The 19,090-nt window shown below is 73.9% G+C and carries 14 protein-coding genes; 7 read left to right on the top strand and 7 right to left on the bottom strand.

Translation table 11 applies throughout. The features are described 5' to 3' along the window. Positions 1 to 32 precede the first annotated feature (32 nt). Both OHA34_RS35140 and OHA34_RS35135 read left to right on the top strand, forming a co-directional pair. Positions 33 to 2,243 carry a DEAD/DEAH box helicase gene (locus tag OHA34_RS35140; RefSeq protein WP_329520053.1) on the top strand — a complete coding sequence of 737 codons (2,211 nt, stop codon included), beginning with the start codon at positions 33 to 35 and terminating at the stop codon, positions 2,241 to 2,243. Positions 2,244 to 2,328: 85 nt separating this feature from the next. Continuing rightward, positions 2,329 to 2,736 (top strand): OsmC family protein, encoded by a 408-nt coding sequence (locus tag OHA34_RS35135; protein ID WP_285936997.1) that lies wholly within the window; start codon positions 2,329 to 2,331, stop codon positions 2,734 to 2,736. A gap of 3 nt (positions 2,737 to 2,739) precedes the next feature. Here OHA34_RS35135 and OHA34_RS35130 read toward each other — a convergent pair whose 3' ends face one another. After that, positions 2,740 to 4,350 (bottom strand): alpha/beta hydrolase, encoded by a 1,611-nt coding sequence (locus tag OHA34_RS35130; protein ID WP_329520052.1) that lies wholly within the window; start codon positions 4,348 to 4,350, stop codon positions 2,740 to 2,742. Positions 4,351 to 4,691: 341 nt separating this feature from the next. On the opposite strand from OHA34_RS35130, the gene OHA34_RS35125 reads away from it, so the two are divergent. Then, the gene (locus tag OHA34_RS35125) at positions 4,692 to 5,492 is read left to right on the top strand and encodes a phosphatase PAP2 family protein (protein ID WP_285936999.1); all 801 of its coding nucleotides are present in this window, start codon (positions 4,692 to 4,694) and stop codon (positions 5,490 to 5,492) included. A gap of 13 nt (positions 5,493 to 5,505) precedes the next feature. Continuing rightward, on the top strand, positions 5,506 to 6,336 hold the full coding sequence (locus OHA34_RS35120) for a phosphatase PAP2 family protein (protein ID WP_285937000.1): 831 nt from the start codon (positions 5,506 to 5,508) through the stop codon (positions 6,334 to 6,336). Here OHA34_RS35120 and OHA34_RS35115 read toward each other — a convergent pair. After that, entirely contained in the window at positions 6,318 to 9,773 is a 3,456-nt protein-coding gene (locus OHA34_RS35115) for a bifunctional [glutamine synthetase] adenylyltransferase/[glutamine synthetase]-adenylyl-L-tyrosine phosphorylase (protein ID WP_285937001.1), read from the bottom strand. The two genes, OHA34_RS35120 and OHA34_RS35115, sit on opposite strands and share 19 nt — an antisense overlap. 239 nt (positions 9,774 to 10,012) lie before the next feature. Between OHA34_RS35115 and OHA34_RS35110 the strand changes: the two genes are divergently transcribed. Beyond that, positions 10,013 to 11,326, top strand: coding sequence for an FG-GAP repeat domain-containing protein (locus tag OHA34_RS35110; RefSeq protein WP_285937002.1), 1,314 nt, complete (start codon positions 10,013 to 10,015; stop codon positions 11,324 to 11,326). Between the two features lie 177 nt (positions 11,327 to 11,503). On the opposite strand, the gene OHA34_RS35105 is transcribed toward OHA34_RS35110, so the two are convergent. The 4 genes from OHA34_RS35105 to OHA34_RS35090 all read right to left on the bottom strand — a co-directional run bounded on the left by OHA34_RS35105 (position 11,504) and on the right by OHA34_RS35090 (position 15,557). Next, a complete protein-coding gene (locus OHA34_RS35105) occupies positions 11,504 to 12,865 on the bottom strand; it encodes a glutamine synthetase family protein (protein WP_285937003.1) in 1,362 nt (453 codons plus the stop codon). 261 nt (positions 12,866 to 13,126) lie between these two features. Beyond that, the gene (locus OHA34_RS35100; protein ID WP_285937004.1) at positions 13,127 to 13,915 is read right to left on the bottom strand and encodes an amino acid ABC transporter ATP-binding protein; all 789 of its coding nucleotides are present in this window, start codon (positions 13,913 to 13,915) and stop codon (positions 13,127 to 13,129) included. Beyond that, positions 13,912 to 14,742, bottom strand: coding sequence for an amino acid ABC transporter permease (locus OHA34_RS35095; protein ID WP_285937005.1), 831 nt, complete (start codon positions 14,740 to 14,742; stop codon positions 13,912 to 13,914). Before OHA34_RS35095 ends, OHA34_RS35100 begins: the two co-directional genes overlap by 4 nt. Then, a complete protein-coding gene (locus OHA34_RS35090) occupies positions 14,739 to 15,557 on the bottom strand; it encodes an ABC transporter substrate-binding protein (protein WP_285937006.1) in 819 nt (272 codons plus the stop codon). The genes OHA34_RS35095 and OHA34_RS35090 overlap by 4 nt, the downstream gene beginning before the upstream one ends. Before the next feature lie 168 nt (positions 15,558 to 15,725). Between OHA34_RS35090 and OHA34_RS35085 the strand changes: the two genes are divergently transcribed. Further along, entirely contained in the window at positions 15,726 to 16,769 is a 1,044-nt protein-coding gene (locus OHA34_RS35085; RefSeq protein WP_285937007.1) for a terpene synthase family protein, read from the top strand. 13 nt (positions 16,770 to 16,782) lie between these two features. Here the strand turns inward: OHA34_RS35085 and OHA34_RS35080 are convergent, their stop codons facing one another. Next, complete coding sequence (locus OHA34_RS35080) at positions 16,783 to 17,754, bottom strand: ArsR/SmtB family transcription factor (RefSeq protein ID WP_285937008.1); 972 nt, start codon at positions 17,752 to 17,754, stop codon at positions 16,783 to 16,785. Between the two features lie 82 nt (positions 17,755 to 17,836). Here OHA34_RS35080 and OHA34_RS35075 point away from each other — a divergent pair, with 82 nt between their 5' ends. After that, a complete protein-coding gene (locus OHA34_RS35075) occupies positions 17,837 to 19,078 on the top strand; it encodes an MDR family MFS transporter (protein ID WP_329520051.1) in 1,242 nt (413 codons plus the stop codon). The last annotated feature ends 12 nt before the right edge of the window (positions 19,079 to 19,090 follow it).

Genomic DNA, 19,090 nt, shown 5'->3' with positions numbered 1-19,090 from the left:
AATGGCATCATGTGCGCGGACGGGGAGGCGGCATGACGACGCGGGAATCCGTGCGCGATCGCACGGGTCTCGGGCCCAAGGGCCTGGTGCGGGAGGCTCGCGCCCTCCTGGACTCCGCCGCCACCTTGCTGGACGACCACCGCCGCGCGCTGGACGAGGTGCTCGGCGCGCTCGCCCCGCTGCGCGCGCAGGCGGTCAAGGACGCGCTCGTCGAGGTGCCGGTGGCGCGGCTCAGGGACGTCAGCGGCGGGCGGCTGCGGCTCGGCCCGCTCGAAGACGCCGGGATCGGCACGGTGCTCCACGTCCTGGACACCACCCCGTACAGACTCCAGCTGCTGCCCGGCGTGGGCCCGCAGACCGCCGCGCAGCTGCACGCCGCCGCGCGGCGGATCGCCGACGCGGCGGAACGGTCCGCGAGCATCCGGCTCGATGTCGACGCGCGTGATCCCGCCACCACCGCGCTGGTCGTCGCGCTGCACCGGCTGGTGAACGCCGGGCCCGAGCTGTCCCGCGCGGAGGCCGCCGCGAGGGAGCTCGGCGAGCGGCTCGGCCCGCCGGTCGCGGACGCGCGTCCGGCACTGTCCTGGTGGCGGCGGTCGTTCGCGGGACGGCGGCGGCGCGGCCGGGCCCGCGAGGCGCTCGGCGAGATCGCCGCGCTGCTCCCCGCGGAGGACGCCCGCGGCACCGCGCTGCTGCTCCCCCAGGCGTCGGTGGACCTGCTGCGCCCGGCGGCGTCCGGCGCCGAGGCGTGGCTCGACTTCGAGGTGCGCGCCGCCGAGTACCACACGCTGCTCGCCGAGCTGGCCGCGCTCGAACCCGAACGTGAGGCGGCCGAGGGGTTCCTGCCCGCCGGCGTCGCCGAGCGGGTGAAGGCGCAGCCGCTCGACGATGCCCACCGCACCGTCTCGCTGCGCGGCTACCAGGCGTTCGGCGCCCGCTTCGCGCTCGCCCAGGAACGGGTGATCCTCGGCGACGAGATGGGCCTGGGCAAGACCGTGCAGGCCATCGCGGCGATCGCGCACCTGCGGGCCGGGGGCGGGACGCACTTCCTGGTGGCCTGCCCGGCCAGCGTCCTGGTCAACTGGCTGCGCGAGATCGAGGCGCGCTGCACGCTCGCCGCGCACCCGGTGCACGGCCCCGGGCGGGCGGCGGCGCTCGCCGCGTGGATCGGCTCGGGGGGCATCGCGGTCACGACCCTGGACAGCCTGTACGCGCTGGACGTCCCGTCCGGCGTGCCGGTCGCGATGTTCGTCGTGGACGAGGCGCACTACGCCAAGAACCCCGAGGCGCGCAGGTCCAGAACCGTCGCGGCCTGGTGCGGGCGGACCGCGCGGGTGCTGCTCCTCACCGGTACCCCGATGGAGAACCGGGTGGCCGAGTTCCGCGTCCTCGTCGGGTACCTGCGGCCGGAGCTGCTGACCGAGATCGGGCCGGACGAGGCGGCCGTGGGGCCCCGGGCGTTCCGGTCCGCCATCGCCCGCGTCTACCTGCGCCGCAACCAGCGGGACGTGCTCGCTGAGCTGCCCGAGGTCGTGCACGTGGACGAGTGGGAGGAGTTCAGCCCGTCCGACGAGGCGGCCTACCGGCGGGCGGTGGCCGAGGGGAACTTCATGGCCATGCGCCGTGCCGCCTACGCCGTACCGGCCGGGTCGGCCAAGCTGCGGCGGGTGGCGGAGCTGGCCGGCGAGGCCGCCGAGAACGGGCTGAAGGTGGTGGTGTTCTCCTACTTCCGCGACGTGCTCGCCGCCGTGCACGGCGTCCTCGGCCCGGACGCGCACGGGCCGGTCACCGGCGCGGTGCCGGCCGCCCGGCGGCAGGCGCTGGTCGACGCGTTCACCGCCGCGCCGGGGCACGCGGTGCTGCTCGCGCAGATCCAGGCGGGCGCCAGCGGCCTCAACCTCCAGGCCGCGTCCGTGGTGATCCTCTGCGAGCCGCAGGTCAAGCCGGCCCTGGAGGCGCAGGCGGTGGGCCGGACGCACCGGATGGGCCAGGTCCGCCGCGTCCAGGTGCACCGGCTCCTCACCCCGGCGGGCGTCGACCGGCGGATGCTGGAGATCCTCGGCGTCAAGGCGCGGCTGTTCGACGACTACGCGCGGCGCAGCGACCTGGCCGAGGCGGCGCCGGAGGCGGTGGACGTCGCCGAGCAGTCGCTGGCTCGCCGGATCGTCGAGGAGGAGCGGGTGCGCCTGGAGACCGGCCCCGGCGCGGTGGCGGACCCTGAGGACACCGGTGGCGGACCCTGAGGAAGCGGACGGCGGACCCTGAGGAAGTACGCGCGGGATCCCCGTGTTTCGATGGTGCAAGTTCCACGACGATCAAGGGGATGTCATGCCAGAGGTGAGGGTGGAGCGCACCGGCGACGGCTTCGAGGCCACCAACGACCGCGGCGCGCGCGTGGCGATCGGCGATTCCGCCACCGACGGCGTGTTCACGCCGGTCGAGCTGCTCCTGGCCGCGCTCGGCGGCTGCGAGCTGGTGACCGTCGAGCCGCTGACCGCGCAGCGCGGGCACCGGATGGTCCGGCTCGCCGCGACGGTGGCGGCCGACAAGATCGCCACCAGCAGGCTGGGCACCATCACGCTCACCTACGACGTGGAGCTCCCGGAGGGGGACGACGAGGCCGCCGGCGTGCTGGCCGCGGTCGCCGGACGGGTGCACGACAAGTACTGCACCGTCGGCAACGCGCTCCGGGACCCCATGCAGGTCGACCAGGTCGTCCCCGAGACCACGGCCTGACCGTCAGGTGCAGGTGGTGCCGTTGGCGGGGACCTTCCCGTCCAGCAGGTAGCCGTCGACGGCGGCGCGCACGCACGCGTTGCCGGTGTCGTAGGCGCCGTGCCCCTGGCCCCGGAGGGTGACCAGCGTGGCGGCGCCGCCGAGCTCCTTGGTCAGCGCGGGCGCCCAGGCGTACGGGGTGGCCGGGTCGCCGGTATTGCCGACCACGACGACGGGCGCGGCGTGCGGCGCGGAGACGTTCTGGGCCGCGTCGTCGCCCTTGACCGGCCAGCCCGTGCACTGGAGCAGTCCCCATGCCATCGACGGCCCGAACACCGGCGAGGCGTTGCTGAACCGCGGCAGCAGCCGCCGGACGTCCTGGACGGTGTACCGGTCGGTGGTGTCGGCGCAGGTGATCGCGGTGTTGGCGGCGATGAGGTTGCTGTAGTGCCCGTCCTCCTGCCGGCCGAGCTGGAGGTCGGCGAGCGAGAGCAGAGTGGTGCCGTCCTGGCGCTCGACGGCCTCGGTGACGCCCTGCGCGAGCATCGGCCACGCCTGCTCGGAGTAGAGCGCGGCGGTGACGCCGGTGACGCCGAGGCTCTGGGTCAGCGTCCGGCCGCTCGCGGTCTTCAGCGGCGCGGCGTCCAGGCCGTTCAGCAGCCGGCCGATCGACGCGACGACCTGGGTGGAGTCGCGGCCGAGGGGGCAGGCGGCCGGGCCGAGGCGGGCGCAGGCCGTGCCGAAGCTGCCGAGCGCCCGCTGGAACGCCGCCGCCTGCTGGAGGCCGAGGTCGGCGGTGCTGATCTTGGTGTCGACGGCGCCGTCGAACACCGCCCGGTCCACGTTCTTCGGGAGCTGGTGGGCGTAGCTGCCGCCGAGCCAGGTGCCGTAGGAGATGCCGAAGTAGTGCAGCCGGGCGTCGCCGAGCGCGGTGCGGATCACGTCCATGTCGCGGGCCGCGCTGATCGTCCCGACGAACGGGAGGAGCTTTCCGGAGCGCGCCCTGCACCCCTGGTTGTAGGACAGCTCGGACGCGGCGTAGGCGCGCTCCTCCGCCGGGTCGTCGGGCGAGTCGTCCTCGGCGGTGATCTGGTCCATCCGCTTGTCGTCGACGCAGGTGACCGGGTCGCTCTCGCCCACTCCGCGGGGGTCGAAGCCGACCAGGTCGTACCGGGTGCCGAGCGAGGCGTAGTCGCCGGCCGCCTGCGCGAGGGTGCGGACCCCGTCCCCGCCCGGCCCGCCGAAGTTGAACAGCAGCGACCCGATCCGGCGCTGCGGCTGGGTCGCCCGGGTCCGGATGACGGCGAGCTCGATCGTCTCCCCCGTGGGCTTGGCGTAGTCGAGGGGCACCCTGACCTTGGCGCATCGGAACACCGGCGAGGTCGGCCCGGCCTCGGACGGGCCGCCGGACGGCGCCTCGGACCGGCTCTGCGTCGCCTCGGGCGGCAGTCCCTCGCACTTCTTCCACTCGGGTCTCTGGCCGGTGAGCGCGGACGGGAGCGCGGCCAGGCCGCCGGTGGCGGCCGCACCGTCGGCGGTCTCGGCACCGCCACCGCACGCGGCGAGCCCGGTGAGGCCGATTGCGGCCACGGCACCCGCCGCCACAATGACCGACTTCGACTCCTTGTGCGCCATTTGTCCCCTCCGTTCCGATCATGAGGGGGCGGTCAGGACCTACCCACGGTCTCCCGCGCTGATTCCTGATCGCGTCCGGCGGCCTCCCGACCGGCGGTTCTCCCGCCGAACCCCGGGCGCCCTCCCCCGGAAGACCGGATGTCGGGTCAGGGTCGTACTACTCAGGTCTGAGATGAAGACCATTCGCCGCGGTGATCTCAACGAAGGGCCCCGGAGCAAAGATAGGTAACATGGCCCAAACCGCCCCCCCTACAACTCGCCGAGGCCACGCCGAAGCGGCCGGCGGCCAGGTCCCGCGCCACCACCCCCGGTCCCTGACGGCACGGATCAGCGCCCCTCCGGTGTGGCGCGAACTCCTGCTGATCGCACTCTTCTACAGCGGGTACATGCTCACCCGCATCGTGCTGGTCCAGGACGGGACGACCCCCGCCTTCAACCACGCCGACCAGATCCTGCGCGCCGAGCGGTTCCTCGGGCTGGACGTGGAACTGGGGCTCAACCAGATGCTGCTCCAAGTGCCCTGGCTGGCGCGGGCGGCCAACATCTTCTACGCCACCGCGCACTTCACCGTGACGCTCGGAGTGGTCGTCTGGATCTACCGGTACCGCGCCCGGGAGTACCGCTGGCTGCGCACGTCGATCATGGTGGCGACCGGCGTCGCGCTGCTCGGCTTCTGGCTCTACCCGCTCGCCCCGCCGCGGTTCCTGCACAGCGAGGGGTTCGTCGACCCGGTGACCGTGCTGCACTCGTTCGGCCTGTACGCCAGCGACGCCTCCGGCAGCCTCACCAACCAGTACGCCGCGATGCCGTCGATGCACGCGGGATGGGCGCTGTGGTGCGGGTACGTGCTGTTCCGGCTGGCCTCGCAGCGGTGGGCCAAGGTGCTCGGGGTGCTCTACCCCGCCACCACGGTGTTCGTCATCCTGTCCACCGCCAACCACTACGTGCTGGACGCGGTGGTCGGGGTCGCGGTGATCGCCGGGTCGCTCGGGCTGGCCTGGGCGCTGTACCACCGCTGCCCGGCATGGCTGCTACTGCTGCGGGGGCGCACGGCGCACCTGGTCCTGCGGGCCGCGGGGCGGCCGGACCGTCCGCGTGGCGACTCGGTGACGGTCGGTGGCGGGGGCCGGGCCGGCGTTTGAGACCCTGGAGTGCATGGCCAGACCGGCGGGCGCCCCGGAGACCGGCCCGGACCCGGCCGGCGGCGCGGCCGGGCCCGACGGGCGGCACGCGTCCGGCCGGCCGCGGCTGTGGTCCGAGCTGCTGCTCGTGCTGGTGTGCTACGGCGTGTACGAGGCGGTCCGCAACCTGGTGCCGCCCGACCCGGCGCTGGCGGTGCACCACGCGTACGAACTGCTCCACCTCGAATACCTGACGCACCTCGACGTCGAGTACCGCCTCAACCGCCTGTTCATGGCGCATCAGCCGCTCGCCGTGGCGGGCGACTACTTCTACGCCACGATGCACTTCGCCATGACGATCGGGGTGCTGGTCTGGCTCTACATCCAGCGGCCCGAGCTCTATCGCTCCCGCCGGACGCTCCTGTTCGCCACCACGGTGCTCGGGCTGGCCGGGTTCTGGCTCTACCCGCTCGCCCCGCCGCGGATGCTGCCCGGGTTCACCGACACGGTGGCCAGCTTCGGCACCTGGGGCGTCTACGCCTCGGCGCCCGCCGCCTCCTCGGTGTCCAACCAGTACGCGGCGATGCCCTCGATGCACGTCTCCTGGGCACTGTGGTGCGCGGTGGTGATCATCGGCGTCGCCCGGCGGCCGGCGGTGAAGGCGCTCGCCGCGCTGTACCCGGCGCTGACCACCGTGGCGATCATGGGGACGGGCAACCACTACCTGCTCGACGCCGTCGCGGGTGCCGGCGCCCTGGCCTGCGGGTACGCGCTCGGCCTGGGGCTAGGCGCCGCGCGCGCCGTCCTCCCCGGACGGTCGGCGGCGGGCCGGGCCGCGGCGCGGCGTCAGTCGGCCGCGCCGTAGAAGACGCGGTCGACGACCGCGCGGGCGTGCCGCGCGTGCCGCCGGTAGTCCTCCAGCAGGTCGCCCGTGCCGGGGTAGCCGAGGATGCGGGTGGTCGAGCTGCGCTCCCTGTGGTGGTCGGTCGGCAGCAGGTCGGACGCGCGGCCCCGGACCAGCATGATCGAGCCGCGGATCCGGGTGGCCAGCCGCCACGCGTCCGCCAGCACCTCGGCGTCGCCGGCGGCCAGCAGCCGGGCGCCCACCGCCGCGTCGAGCGCGGCCAGCGTGCGGGTGGTGCGCAGCGCGGGCACCTCGTGGGCGTGCCTGAGCTGGAAGAGCTGCGCGACCCACTCCACGTCGGCCAGCCCGCCGGGTCCGAGCTTGATGTGCAGCCGCCGCTCGACGCCGCGCGGCAGCCGCTCGGACTCCATCCGCGCCTTGAGCCGCCTGATCTGCCGGACGGCGTCGTCGCCGATGCCGTCCTCGGGCCAGCGCAGCGGGTCGATCAGCGCGCGGAACCGCTCGCACAGCCCGGGGTCGCCGATCATCGGGTCGGCGCGCAGCAGTGCCTGCGCCTCCCACGGCTCGGACCAGCGCGCGTAGTAGGCCGCGTACGAGGCGAGCGTGCGCACCAGTGGGCCCTGCCGGCCCTCGGGCCGCAGGTTGGGGTCGATCTCCAGGGGCGGGTCCGGGGCGGGCAGCGACAGCAGCCGGCGCAGCTCCTCGGCGACCGCGTGCGCGGCGCGGCTCGCCTCGCGCTCGTCGGCGCCGGGCAGCGGGTCGTGCACGAACATCACATCGGCGTCGCTGCCGTAGCCGAGCTCGTGGCCGCCGAAGCGGCCCATCGCCACCACCGCCATCCGGGTCGGCAGCGGCGCGCCGCCGGCCCGCTCGACCTTGCCGGCCGCCGCCCGCAGCGCGGCCTCCAGGGTGACGGTGGCGATGTCGGTGAGCGCCTCCCCCACCGTCGCGACGTCGACCATGCCGAGCAGGTCGGCGACCGACACCCGGAACAGCTCGCGGCGGCGCAGCGCGCGGACCACCGCGACCGCGTCCTCGGCCGGGACGGCCCCGTCGCCCGCGCCCGAGTCGTCGCGGCGGCGGACGGCGGCCAGCGCCTCGGTCCGCAGCGCCTCGAACGGGCGCGGCGCGAGCGCCCCGTCCGGCCCGCGGATGGACGAGGTCGGCGCGGGCGACACCGGCACCACCGTCAGGCCCGGCACGGGCGCCGGCGGCGCGGGCGGGCCCGGCGGCGGCTCCGGCGCCGGGAAGACCGGCTCGGCCGGCGGGACGGGCGGGAACAGCGGCGCGGGCGGCATACCCGCGCTGTCGCCGCCCGCGCCGGACGGGGGCGTGCCGGGGCCGCCGCGCGGGCGCGGGGCCGAGCCGGGGTTCAGCGCGCCGCCGAGCATCGCGACCGCCTCGGGCGCGCGCAGCAGCAGGTCGGTGGCGTAGCGGCTGGACCCGAGGATCCACGCCATCCGCTCGGCCACCGTCACCTCGTCGCGCAGCAGCCGCAGGTACCACGGTGTCGCGCCGAGCGCCTCGCTGACCCGGCGGAAGCCGAGCAGGCCCGCGTCGGGGTCGGGGGCGTCGGCGAACCAGCCGAGCATGACCGGCAGCAGCGTCCGCTGGATCGCCGCGCGCCGGGAGACGCCCGCCGTAAGCGCCTCGATGTGCCGCAGCGCGCCCGCCGGGTCGTCGTAGCCGAGCGCCTCCAGCCGGGCGCGGGCCGCCTCCGGGGTGAGCCGGGCCTCGTCGCCGGGCAGCCGCGCCACCGCGCGCAGCAGGGGCCGGTAGAACAGCTTCTCGTGGATCCGGCGGACCTCGCGGGCGTGCCGCCGCCACAGCGCGGTGAACTCCCCGACCGGGTCGGTGCGCAGCCCGAGGGCGCGGCCGAGGCGGCGCAGGTCGGCGGGGTCGTCCGGCACCACGTGGGTGCGGCGCAGCCGGTGCAGCTGGATCAGGTGCTCGACCCGGCGCAGGAACCGGTAGGCCGAGGCGAGCGCCGCCGCGTCGTCGCGGCCGACGTAGCCGCCCTGGGATAGGGCGGCCAGCGCGTCGAGCGTGGTCGGGCTGCGCAGCTTCTCGTCACCGCGTCCGTGCACGAGCTGGAGGAGCTGGACGGCGAACTCCACGTCGCGCAGCCCGCCCGGCCCGAGCTTGAGCTGGCGCTCGGCCTCGGCGGTGCGCTGGTTGAGGTCGGCCTCGACCCGCCGCCGCATGGCCTGGACGTCCTCGACGAACCGCTCGCCCTCGGCGGCGTCCCACACGATCTCGGTGACGGCGTCCAGGTAGCGGCGGCCGAGCTCGGCGTCGCCGGCGACCGGCCGCGCCTTCAGCAGGGCCTGGAACTCCCACGTCTTGGCCCAGCGCTCGTAGTAGGCGCGGTGGCTGGCCAGGGTGCGCACGAGCGGCCCGGACCTGCCCTCAGGCCGCAGCGCCGCGTCCACCTCCCACAGCGGGCCCTCGACGGTGCTGTCGGAGCAGGCCCGCATCATCGCCGAGGCCAGCCGGGTGGCGGTGCGCAGCGCCCCGTCCTCGGGGCACCCCGCGCGCACCTCGGCCACGAAGATCACATCGACGTCGCTGACGTAGTTGAGCTCCCGGCCGCCGCACTTGCCCATGCCGATCACCGCGAGCCGGCAGGAGCCGTGCCCCGGGACCTCGGCGCGGGCGATGGCCAGGCCCGCCTCCAGCGCGGCGGCGGCCAGGTCGGCCAGCTCGCCCGCCACTTCCTCCACCTCGGCGGCGCCGGTCAGGTCGCGGCCCGCCAGTGCGAGCAGACGCCGCCGGTAGGCGACGCGGAGCGCCACCAGGGTCACCGGCAGCGCGTCGCGCGCCACCGGCTCGTCCCGCGCCGGATCGGCCCCCACCGCGCGGAGCAGGTCGACCCGCAGCTCGGCGGCGGAGGGCCGTCCGCGCGACTCGTACGCGTCCACCACGTGATCGTCCGGGGCCGGAGGGGTCGGAGCCGGGCTGTCCCGGGCGGAGGCGTCCCGGGCAGGGGCGTCCGGGCCGGGGGCGTCCGGGCCGGCGGGGTGGATCGGGTCGGCGGGTCTCAGCACCTGCCAGTGCGCGGGATGGCGGGCCAGGTGATCACCCAGGGCGGCGCTGACGCCGAGCACCGCCAGCAGCCGCTCGCGGGTGCCGGGATCGTCGGCGAGCATGGCGCGCAGGCCCGCGCCGACGTCGCGTTCGCGGGCGTCGCCGGGACCGCCCGCGCCCGCCGGCCGTTCGCCCGCATCCTGCTCGTCGGCGGCGGCCAGCAGGCGCAGCAGCCCGTCGAGCGCGAGGTCGGGGTCGGGCGCGGCACCGAGCGCCTCCAGCACCTCGTCGCCGAGGGCGGCGCCCGACCCGTCCAGCAGCCGGCCCGCCCGCCCGGCGTCGGTGAAACCCAGCCGGGCCAGGCGTCCGGCCAGGGTACGACGGCGATCAGGAGTCCGCGGCTCGCTCACGACCTCTACCGTAATCGGCCCGCCCGCCGCCGGTGCCGCGAGCACGCCACCGGCATGATCTCGATTCCATCACCGCGCGGGTGAACCTGCGGTGACCCCCCGGCGTCATCTTCACATTGAAGACCGAATGGCGCCCCGCCGAGCCTCGGTCACGTCGCAGTCCCTCCACAACGGGAGCTCCCTTGAAAAGACGGACCCTCACCGCCGCGTGCGCGGCACTCACGGCGACGCTCGGCACGGTGACAGCAGTCGCCCTGACCCAGGACGGCGGGCAGGTGGAGGCGGCCCCCGTCGCCGCCGCCGGCAAGACGACCGCCGTGTCCGGCGACTTCAACGGCGACGGCCTGCGCGACAGCGCCAACGCCAGCCAGCAGGGCAAGATCGACGGCCAGGACCTCGCCGGGTTCGTCACCGTCGTGTACAGCAAGCCCGGCGGCCCGGACGCCGCGTCGCGCCAGATCATCAGCGCCAAGAGCCTCGGGCTCCCCGCCGGAACCCACTTCGGCACCATGGAGCTGGTGTCGGCGGACTTCGACGGGGACGGCTACGCCGACCTGGTCGCCACGTCCGGGATCGCCGCCAAGACCAAGGTCGTCATCGTCTACGGCGGCGCGAAGGGGCTCACCACCCGCAAGGCCGTCCTCACGGTGCCGGACGCCCGCGAGGCCCGGACCGGCGACTTCAACGGCAACGGCAGGCCCGACCTGCTCGTCCGGTCCGGGCCCCGGGCCTACCTGACCTATCTGGACGTCGGCGCCAAGCCGGGCGCCGGCGTCCGGACCGCGGTCGAGGGCCCGGCGGTCACCGGGCTGCTCCAGCCGGTCGTCGGCGACTTCAACGGCGACCGCCGCGACGACTTCGCGGTCGTGGTGGCCAAGGACGACGGCGACAGCGACGACGTCCCGTACTGGGCCGAGCTGCGCCTCGGCACGGCCAAGGGCCTCGGGGCGCGCAAGGTGTACGCCCCCAAGGGCGGCAAGGGGATGGGCTACGAGGCCGCCTCCGGCGACGTCAACGGCGACGGCAAGGCCGACCTGGTGACCGTCGACGTCCGCGCGCCGAAGCGGGTCGCCGTGCGGCTCGGCACCGCCACGGGCCTCGCCGCCCCGGCGTACGTGGGCTTCGGCGGGCACTCGTTCAACAGGGGCATCTCCGTCGGCGACATCAACGGCGACGGCAAGGCGGACGTGTCGGTGAGCGTCCCCACCATGGGGGACGGGAACGGGCCGCTCGACTCGGCGGCGGTGCTGTACGGCAGCGCCTCCGGCCTCACCAACAAGGGCGCCCAGCTCTTCGACCAGAACACCCCCGGAGTGCCGAGCGAGCCCGGCGACCACGACGGGTTCGGCTGGCAGACCCGGCTGGCCGATCTCGACGGCGACGGGCTGGCCGAGTTCACCACCGGCGCGCAGAACAACGAGGACGAGGGCCGGATCTTCTTCTTCAAGGGCACCCGGTCGGGCGTCGCGACCAAGGGCGTCATCTCGTTCAGCACCCGTGACCTGCGCATCTTCGGCCGGACCGCCGAGCTGGGCGGCAGCCTGCTGCACTGATCCGCTCGCCGGGAAGCCGGGCGCCGTCTCGTTCGACACCCGTGACCTGAACCTCCACGGGCAGGGCGCGGAACTCGGCAGCGGCGGCCTGCTGGACTGACCGGCGCGCCAGGAGGAACGTGAGAGGGGGCACTCCCGCATGGGCGTGCCCCCTCGTCCGCTCGTGCCGTGCCCTCGTCAGAGGACGGCGAGCAGGCGCTTGCGCTCGAACTCGGTGACCTGGCGGCGGTACTCCTCCCACTCCTGGCGCTTGTTGCGCAGGAAGAAGTCGTAGACGTGCTCGCCGAGCACGTCGGCCATCAGCTCGCTGCGCTCCATGTAGTGGATCGCCTCGTCGAGGCTCTGCGGCAGCGGCTCGATGCCGAGTGCGCGCCGCTCGGCCGAGGTCAGCGCCCAGACGTCGTCCTCGGCGCCCTGCGGCAGCTCGTACCCCTCCTCGATCCCCTTCAGGCCCGCGCCGAGGATGGCTGCGAAGGCCAGGTAGGGGTTGGCGGCAGTGTCGAGCGAGCGGAACTCGATGCGGGTCGCGTGCCCCTTGTGCGGCTTGTACATCGGGACGCGGACCAGCGCGGACCGGTTGTTGTGCCCCCAGCAGATGTAGGAGGGGGCCTCGCCGCCGGCGCCGGCGGCGGAGCCGACGCCGCCCCACAGCCGCTTGTAGGAGTTGACGAACTGGTTGCAGACCGCGGTGATCTCGGCGGAGTGCCGCAGCACGCCCGCGATGAACGCGCGGCCGACCTTGGAGAGCTGGAACTCCGAGCCGGGCTCGTAGAAGGCGTTGCGGTCGCCCTCGAACAGCGACATGTGGGTGTGCATGCCCGAGCCGGGGTGCTCGGTGAACGGCTTGGGCATGAACGAGGCGAACACCCCCTGTTCGAGCGCGACCTCCTTCATCACCAGCCGGAACGTCATGATGTTGTCGGCGGTGGTGAGCGCGTCGGCGTAGCGCAGGTCGATCTCCTGCTGGCCGGGGGCGCCCTCGTGGTGGCTGAACTCCACCGAGATGCCCATCGACTCCAGCATCATGATCGCGTTGCGCCGGAAGTCGTGCGCGGCGCTGTGCGGGGTGTGGTCGAAGTAGCCGCCGGCGTCGGCCGGCACCGGCTCGCGGCCGTCCTCCGGCTTGTCGTTGAACAGGAAGAACTCGATCTCGGGATGGGTGTAGAAGGTGAATCCGAGATCGGCGGCGCGGGCCAGCGACCGCTTGAGCACGTACCGGGGGTCGGCGAAGCTGGGCGTGCCGTCGGGCATCAGGATGTCGCAGAACATCCGGGCGACGCCCGGGGCCTCGCTGCGCCAGGGCAGCACCTGGAAGGTGGCCGGGTCGGGTTTGGCGATCATGTCGGCCTCGTACACGCGGGCGAAGCCCTCGATCGCGGAGCCGTCGAAGCCGATGCCCTCACCGAAGGCGCCTTCGAGCTCGGCGGGCGCGACCGCCACGGACTTCAGGAACCCGAGCACGTCGGTGAACCACAGCCGGATGAAGCGGATGTCGCGCTCCTCCAGCGTGCGGAGCACGAACTCCTGCTGACGGTCCAAAGCCTTCTCCCTCATGGTGCGGTGCCGATACCTCGACGGGTGCCCGTGGCGGGCCCCGTCAAACGGTGTTTCCGCAGGTACCGGCTGGCCTGGCTGTTCGAAGTATGCCTCGTCGCTGTTACCGCGACGTTACGGTTCGGGGTACGCCTCCCGGCGGACCCCGCCGCACCCCCACGGACCAGGGCGAAACACACATACCAGCACCTCAACTGTGCCATACGGGCCCCGTCCCGGCACAGTCGCGACCCCTTCGGTGACGCCTTACCCGGGAACGTCCCCCGCGGGCCCGTGAGCCGGGGCCGCGGCGGGGTCGAGCACCCGGGACAGGAACGAGCGGGTGCGCTCGTGCCGGGGGTCGCTGACGACCCGGGCCGCCGGGCCCTCCTCGACCACCACGCCGCCGTCCATGAACACCACCCGGTCGGCGACCTCGCGGGCGAAGCTCATCTCGTGCGTGACCACCAGCATGGTCATGCCCTCCTCGGCCAGGCCGCGCATGACCCCGAGCACGTCGCCGACCAGCTCCGGGTCCAGGGCCGAGGTCGGCTCGTCGAAGAGCATCACCTCGGGCCCCATCGCCAGCGCGCGGGCGATCGCCACCCGCTGCTGCTGGCCGCCCGACAGCTTGCCCGGATAGGCGTCGATCTTGTCGGCCAGGCCCACCCGCTCCAGGTTCGCGCGGCCGATCCGCTCGGCCTCGTCCCGGGCCCGCTTGAGCACCTTGCGCTGCGCGATGGTCACGTTGCCGAGCGCGGTCAGGTGCGGGAACAGGTTGAACGACTGGAAGACCATGCCGATCCGGCGGCGCACCGCGTCGAGGTCGACCTCCGGATCGGTGATCTCGGCGCCCGCGACGCGCACCGTCCCGGCGCTCGGCAGCTCCAGCAGGTTGACGCAGCGCAGCAGCGTCGACTTCCCCGACCCGGACGGGCCGATGACGCACACCACCTCGCCCGGGTCGACGTGGAAGTCGATGCCGCGCAGCACCTCGTTCGTCCCGAACGACTTGTACAGGTCGCGGATCTCGATGGCGCTCGCGCCGTCCTTCATCGCTGCCCCCTCCGCTGCCGTGCCTCCAGCCACCGGGCCAGCAGGCTCAGCGGGATGGTGATGATCAGATAGCACAGGCCGGCCACCACGATCGGCGTGGTGTTGCCGAGCTGGCCGGCCAGGTCCCGGCCGAACTTGGTCAGGTCGCGCTGCTCCAGCGAGATGCCGAGGAACAGCACCAGTGAGGAGTCCTTGCACAGCAGCACCAGCTCGTTGGTGAGCGGCGGGATGATGATCCGGAACGCCTGCGGGATGATGATCGAGACCATCGCCCGGCCGTGCGGCATGCCGAGCGAGCGGGCCGCCTCGAGCTGCCCCTTCGGCACCGCCTCGATGCCCGCCCGGATCGTCTCGGCCATATAGGCCGCCGCGGCCAGCCCGAGCGCCAGCCCGGCCTGCCCGGCCGCGCCGCCGGGGATGTTGGTGCCGGGGAAGGCCAGCGGCACCCCGACGCCGACGAAGATGAAGATCAGCAGCAGCGGCAGGCCGCGGAACATCTCGATGTAGGCGGTGGCGAACCAGCGGTACGGCAGCACCGAGGACAGCCGCATCAGCGCGATGACCAGCCCGAGCACCAGCCCGATGCCGAACCCGAGGCCGGTGTAGGCCGCGGTGTTGCGCAGCCCGATCGTGAGGATCTCGGGGAACAGGTCCCTGGCCTTGCCGAAGTTGGCGAAGTTCTCCTGGAGCTGCGACCAGTTGGCCAGCAGCGCGACCGCCAGCACGACGGCCCCGAGCAGCCCGTACTGGCCACCGAGCGCGAACTGGCGGCGGCGCCGGCGGGACATCCCGGCCGGCGCCGCCGCCTTGACGGGCTCAGCCGTCACGACGCGCCGCCGGTCCTGGGCATCGGGCCGACCCACTTCTCGTACAGCTTCTTGTAGGTGCCGTCGGCCTTGGTCTCGGCGATGACCTGATTGGTGAGCTCGATCAGCTTGGGGTTGTAGCCCTTGCGGGTCCAGAACCCGTACTGCTCGCCGGTGTTGAGGTTGGCGACGATCTCGTACTTGGCGTTGGCCGGGTCCTTCAGCCAGTTCTGGACGACCGGGTAGTCCTGCACGATGACGTCGACCTGACCGGTGCGCAGCCCGTCCAGCTCGGCCAGGGAGTTGTCGAACGAGCGCGGGTCGAGCTTCTTCCCCTTGACGTAGTCCTCGCCGGTGGTGCCCGCCTGCGAGCCCAGCTTGGCCTTCTTGGCGGTGACGTCGTCCAGCGAGGCGAGCCCCGAACCCTTCTTGGCCAGCAGCGTCTGGGCGGCGTCGAAGTACGGCTTGGTCACGTCCATCGTCTGCACGCGCTCGGGCTTGATCGTCATGCCGCCCATGACGATGTCGCACTTGTTGGCGTTCAGGGCCGAACCGGTCTTCATCGTCTCGAACTGGGTGTCGACCACCTTCTGGGTGACGCCGAGCTTCTTGGCGACGAGGTCGACCAGGTCCACGTCGAAGCCCACCACCTTCCCGCCCTTCTCCTCCTGGAAGGGCGGATAGGGCAGGTGGGTGCACGAGGTGAGCGCGCCCGCCTTGAGGAGCTTCACGCCCTGCACGGTGGCGCCGTCGCTGCCGCCGCAAGCCGCCGCGGCAAGGGCCAGCACGGCGAGGCCGGCGACGAGTGCCGGACGCCGGGGGGTTCGTCTGGGCACGCTTTCCTCCTGTTGATCTCGATGATCACCGAACTATGCCACGCCGGATGCCCGCTGTGGCAGGCCGATACGTTCGCTTGTCCTCTTCCCTGTTTCCGTCCCGTTTCCCGAAACTTGACGTGGCGGTCACCGGCCCGGATCACAAGTGATCATTAGCGTGGACGGACCGTGGACGTCTCTCTGCTGCACGCACTGACCGACCGGGTGGCCGCCCTGGCCGCCCCTTCGGCGATGCGCCCGGACGCCTGGCCGCTCGGCGAGCGGGTGGACGCCTGGGCGCGCGGGCGCGGCCTGGTCCTCGGCGAGCCCGACACCACCCCGCTCGGCCGGGCCCGGTGCGAGCGGCTGGCCGCGCGCGCCTTCCCGACCGCCGACCTGGACCGGGTGGACCTGTTCGCCCGCTGGCTGACCTGGACCTTCGCGCTGGACGACACCGTCGACCACGCGCCGTTCGCGGGCAGCGCCACCGCCGTGCACGGCCTGTACGACGACCTGCTGCGCGGCGTCCGGTGCGGCCACGCCCGGCCGGGCGCGCGGCCCCTGGAGTCGACGCTGGTCGAGCTGTGGCAGGCCACCTCCGCCGGGACGAGCCGCGACTGGCGCCGCCGCTTCCTCGCGCATATGGAGGAGAACCGGGACGGCTGCGCCGAGGAGGCCGTCAACCGCCGGGTCGGGCGCGTCCCGTCGCTGAAGGCGTACGCGGCGCTGCGCAGGCGGGCGTGCGGCCCGTTCATGTACGACCTGATCGAACCGGTCCTCGGCGTGGAGGTGCCGGTGCGGCTGCTGGCCACGCCCGACTGGCGGACCGTCACCGAGGGCACCGCCGACATCGTCGCCTGGACCAACGACCTCGTCTCCCACGTGTGCGAGGCGGCCCGCGACGACGCGCACAACATGCCGAGCGTCCTCGCCGCCGCCTACGGCATCGACCCCGGCAAGGCCGGCGAGTGGGTCGTGGAGCGGATCGCGATCCGGATCGGCGACGTGGCGGCCGCGGCGCGGACGCTGCCCGGGATGCTCGACCTGCTGCGGCCGACCGACGAGCAGCGCGACGCCGCCGTCCAGGTCGTCCGGGTGCTGCTGGACACGCCCCGCGCCCACGTGGAGTGGCTCATCGAGTCGGGCCGGTACGGTCCGGAGGCGGGCCTGTCCTCCCCCGCACCCGGCCGCCGCCCTGCCGCCCGCCTCGACGGCCTCGCCTCCCTGCGCTGACGCCGCGGGCCGTTCAGTCGGACGGGGCCGCCACCAGGGCGTCGCCCGCCTTCGTGCGCATGTAGAGGACGCGGCGTCCGAGGCGGTGCCCGGTGACGAGTCCGCAGGCGCGCAGCACGCCGAGGTGCTGGCTGACCGCGCCGGGCGTCACCCCCATCCGGCGGGCCAGCTCGGTGGTCGCGGCCGGGGTGCCGAGGGCGGTGAGCAGCCCGGCGCGGCGGCGCCCGATCAGCCCGGCGAGCGCGTCCGGCGGCGCGGCGGGGCTGGTCTCCCACAGCGTCGCCACGCCGAGCGGCGGGTAGCTGAGCATCGGCTGGTAGGGCGGCACCATCACCGACACGTCCGGCCACACGAACACGCTGGGGACCAGTAGCAGGCCGCGCCCGCCGAGCTCTCCGTGGAACGCCCAGCGCCGGTCGATCGCCAGCGTGCCGGTGCGCCAGGACACCGCGTCGTGCAGGTCGCCGAACACGCCCTCGGCGCCCTGCGCCGCGAGCGCCCGGGTGCGGCGCAGCACATCGCCCTCCAGCAGGTCGCGGATCCGCGGCCAGTGCGGCTCGACGGCGGCGGTCCAGTAGCGTTCGAGCAGGTCCGAGACGTGCCGCAGGGTGTGTTCGGCGTCGGCCGCCATCGCCAGCCGGCGCGGTCCGGTCCGGTTCCCCCGCTCCGTCCAGCGCAGCTCCTCGGCGACCACCTCGGGCCGGGTGGCCCGGACGATGTCCAGCTCGGCGGCGAAGTCGGGCAGCGGAGAGGCCGGGGGCGGCGTCAGGAAGTCGGGGATGTACCCCCACGGCCGCACCAGCTCGGTGAGCGGTTCCAGGTCGAGGCCGCGCAGCCGCGGCCGGACGGCGCGCACCCACGGCAGGTGCAGCGCGTGCCCGGACGGGTCGGCGAGCACGCGGAGGCTGCGCACCAGCTCCCACAGCGGGGAGAAGGCGAACCGGACGCGGGCCACATCGTCCGCCGCGAACACGAACTCGATCACCACCGCACCCCGTCTGACCTCGATCTTTCAGCCCAGCCTAAATGATTGTCGCGGCACCGGGTCGGCGGGTGAGGATCGGTGCGTGAGCACACTGGACGACCCGGCCGTCATCCCCCCACGGGGCCGCCTCTCCGCCTTCATGGCCCCCCGCGTCGGCGGGCTCCCGCGCCCGTTCTGGGTGCTGTGGGCGGGCACCCTGCTGAACCGGCTCGGCACGATGGTCGAGCCCTTCCTCGGCCTCTACCTGACCGGCGCGCGGGGCCTGTCGCTGGCCCAGGCCGGCATCGTGATGGCCGTCATGGGCGCGGGCTCGCTCGTCGGCCAGCTCGTCGGCGGCGTCCTCGCCGACCGGATCGGCCGCCGCGCCACGCTCACCTTCGCCACCGTCGCCACCGGCGCCGCGATGCTCGCGGTCGGGTACGCGCAGGGCATCGTGGCGATCACCGCGGCGGCGCTGCTGCTCGGCCTGGTGCTGGACATGTACCGGCCCGCCTCGCAGGCGCTGGTCGCCGACCTGGTCTCCCCCGCCGAGCGGCCGCGCGCGTTCGGCCTGCTGTTCTGGGGGATCAACCTCGGCTGGGCGGTCGCGATGGTGCTCGGCGGCACGCTGGCCGAGCAGGGGTTCATGTGGCTGTTCTGGATCGACGCGGTCACCTGCGCGGCCTTCGGGGTGCTGGTCTGGCGGGCGATCCCCGAGACCCGCCCGGCCCGCGACCCGGGGGCCGGGCGCGAGCGGGGCGGGTTCACCGACGTGCTGCGCGACCGGGTCATGGTCGCCTACGTGCTGCTCACCCTCGTCTACACGTTCGTGCTGATGCAGGGCATGACCACGATGCCGCTCGCGATGAAGGAGAACGGCCTCGGCCCGCAGGCGTACGGGCTGGCCTTCGCGGCCAACGGGGTGCTGATCGTCACGGTGCAGCCGCTGGTGAGCGCCTGGCTGAGCCGGCTGGACCACAGCCGGGTGATGTCCACCGGATTCGTCCTGGTCGCGCTCGGGTACGGGCTCACCGCGCCGGCCACCGCGCTGTGGGCCTACACCGCCGCGATCGTGGTCTGGACGCTCGGCGAGATCATCGCCGCGGCGGTGATCCAGGCGGTCGTGGCCGACCTGGCCCCCCTCCACCTGCGCGGGCGCTACAGCGGCATGTACGGGATCGCGTGGTCGGGCGGCTTCCTGCTGGCACCGCTCGGCGGCACCCAGCTCCTCCGCCTCGGCGCGCCCGTGCTCTGGCTGAGCTGCGCGGCGCTGGGGCTGGCCGCGGCGGCGGGGCAGATGGCGCTCGGGCCCGCGATCCGGCGCCGCCGGGCCCTCGCCACCTGACCCTTCTTTTCG

This window comes from Spirillospora sp. NBC_01491, assembly GCF_036227065.1.
Taxonomy (GTDB): domain Bacteria; phylum Actinomycetota; class Actinomycetes; order Streptosporangiales; family Streptosporangiaceae; genus Spirillospora; species Spirillospora xylanilytica.
Note: the sequence above shows the minus strand (reverse complement) of the source record. Positions and strands in the feature narration are given on the sequence as shown.

What these genes read in the sequence shown, in the direction of transcription:
- OHA34_RS35140 (WP_329520053.1), top strand. Translation starts at nt 33, where the DNA reads ATGACGACGCGGGAATCCGTGCGCGATCGCACGGGTCTCGGGCCCAAG.
- OHA34_RS35130 (WP_329520052.1), bottom strand. Translation starts at nt 4,350, where the DNA reads ATGGCGCACAAGGAGTCGAAGTCGGTCATTGTGGCGGCGGGTGCCGTG.
- OHA34_RS35100 (WP_285937004.1), bottom strand. Translation starts at nt 13,915, where the DNA reads ATGAAGGACGGCGCGAGCGCCATCGAGATCCGCGACCTGTACAAGTCG.
- OHA34_RS35120 (WP_285937000.1), top strand. Translation starts at nt 5,506, where the DNA reads ATGGCCAGACCGGCGGGCGCCCCGGAGACCGGCCCGGACCCGGCCGGC.
- OHA34_RS35135 (WP_285936997.1), top strand. Translation starts at nt 2,329, where the DNA reads ATGCCAGAGGTGAGGGTGGAGCGCACCGGCGACGGCTTCGAGGCCACC.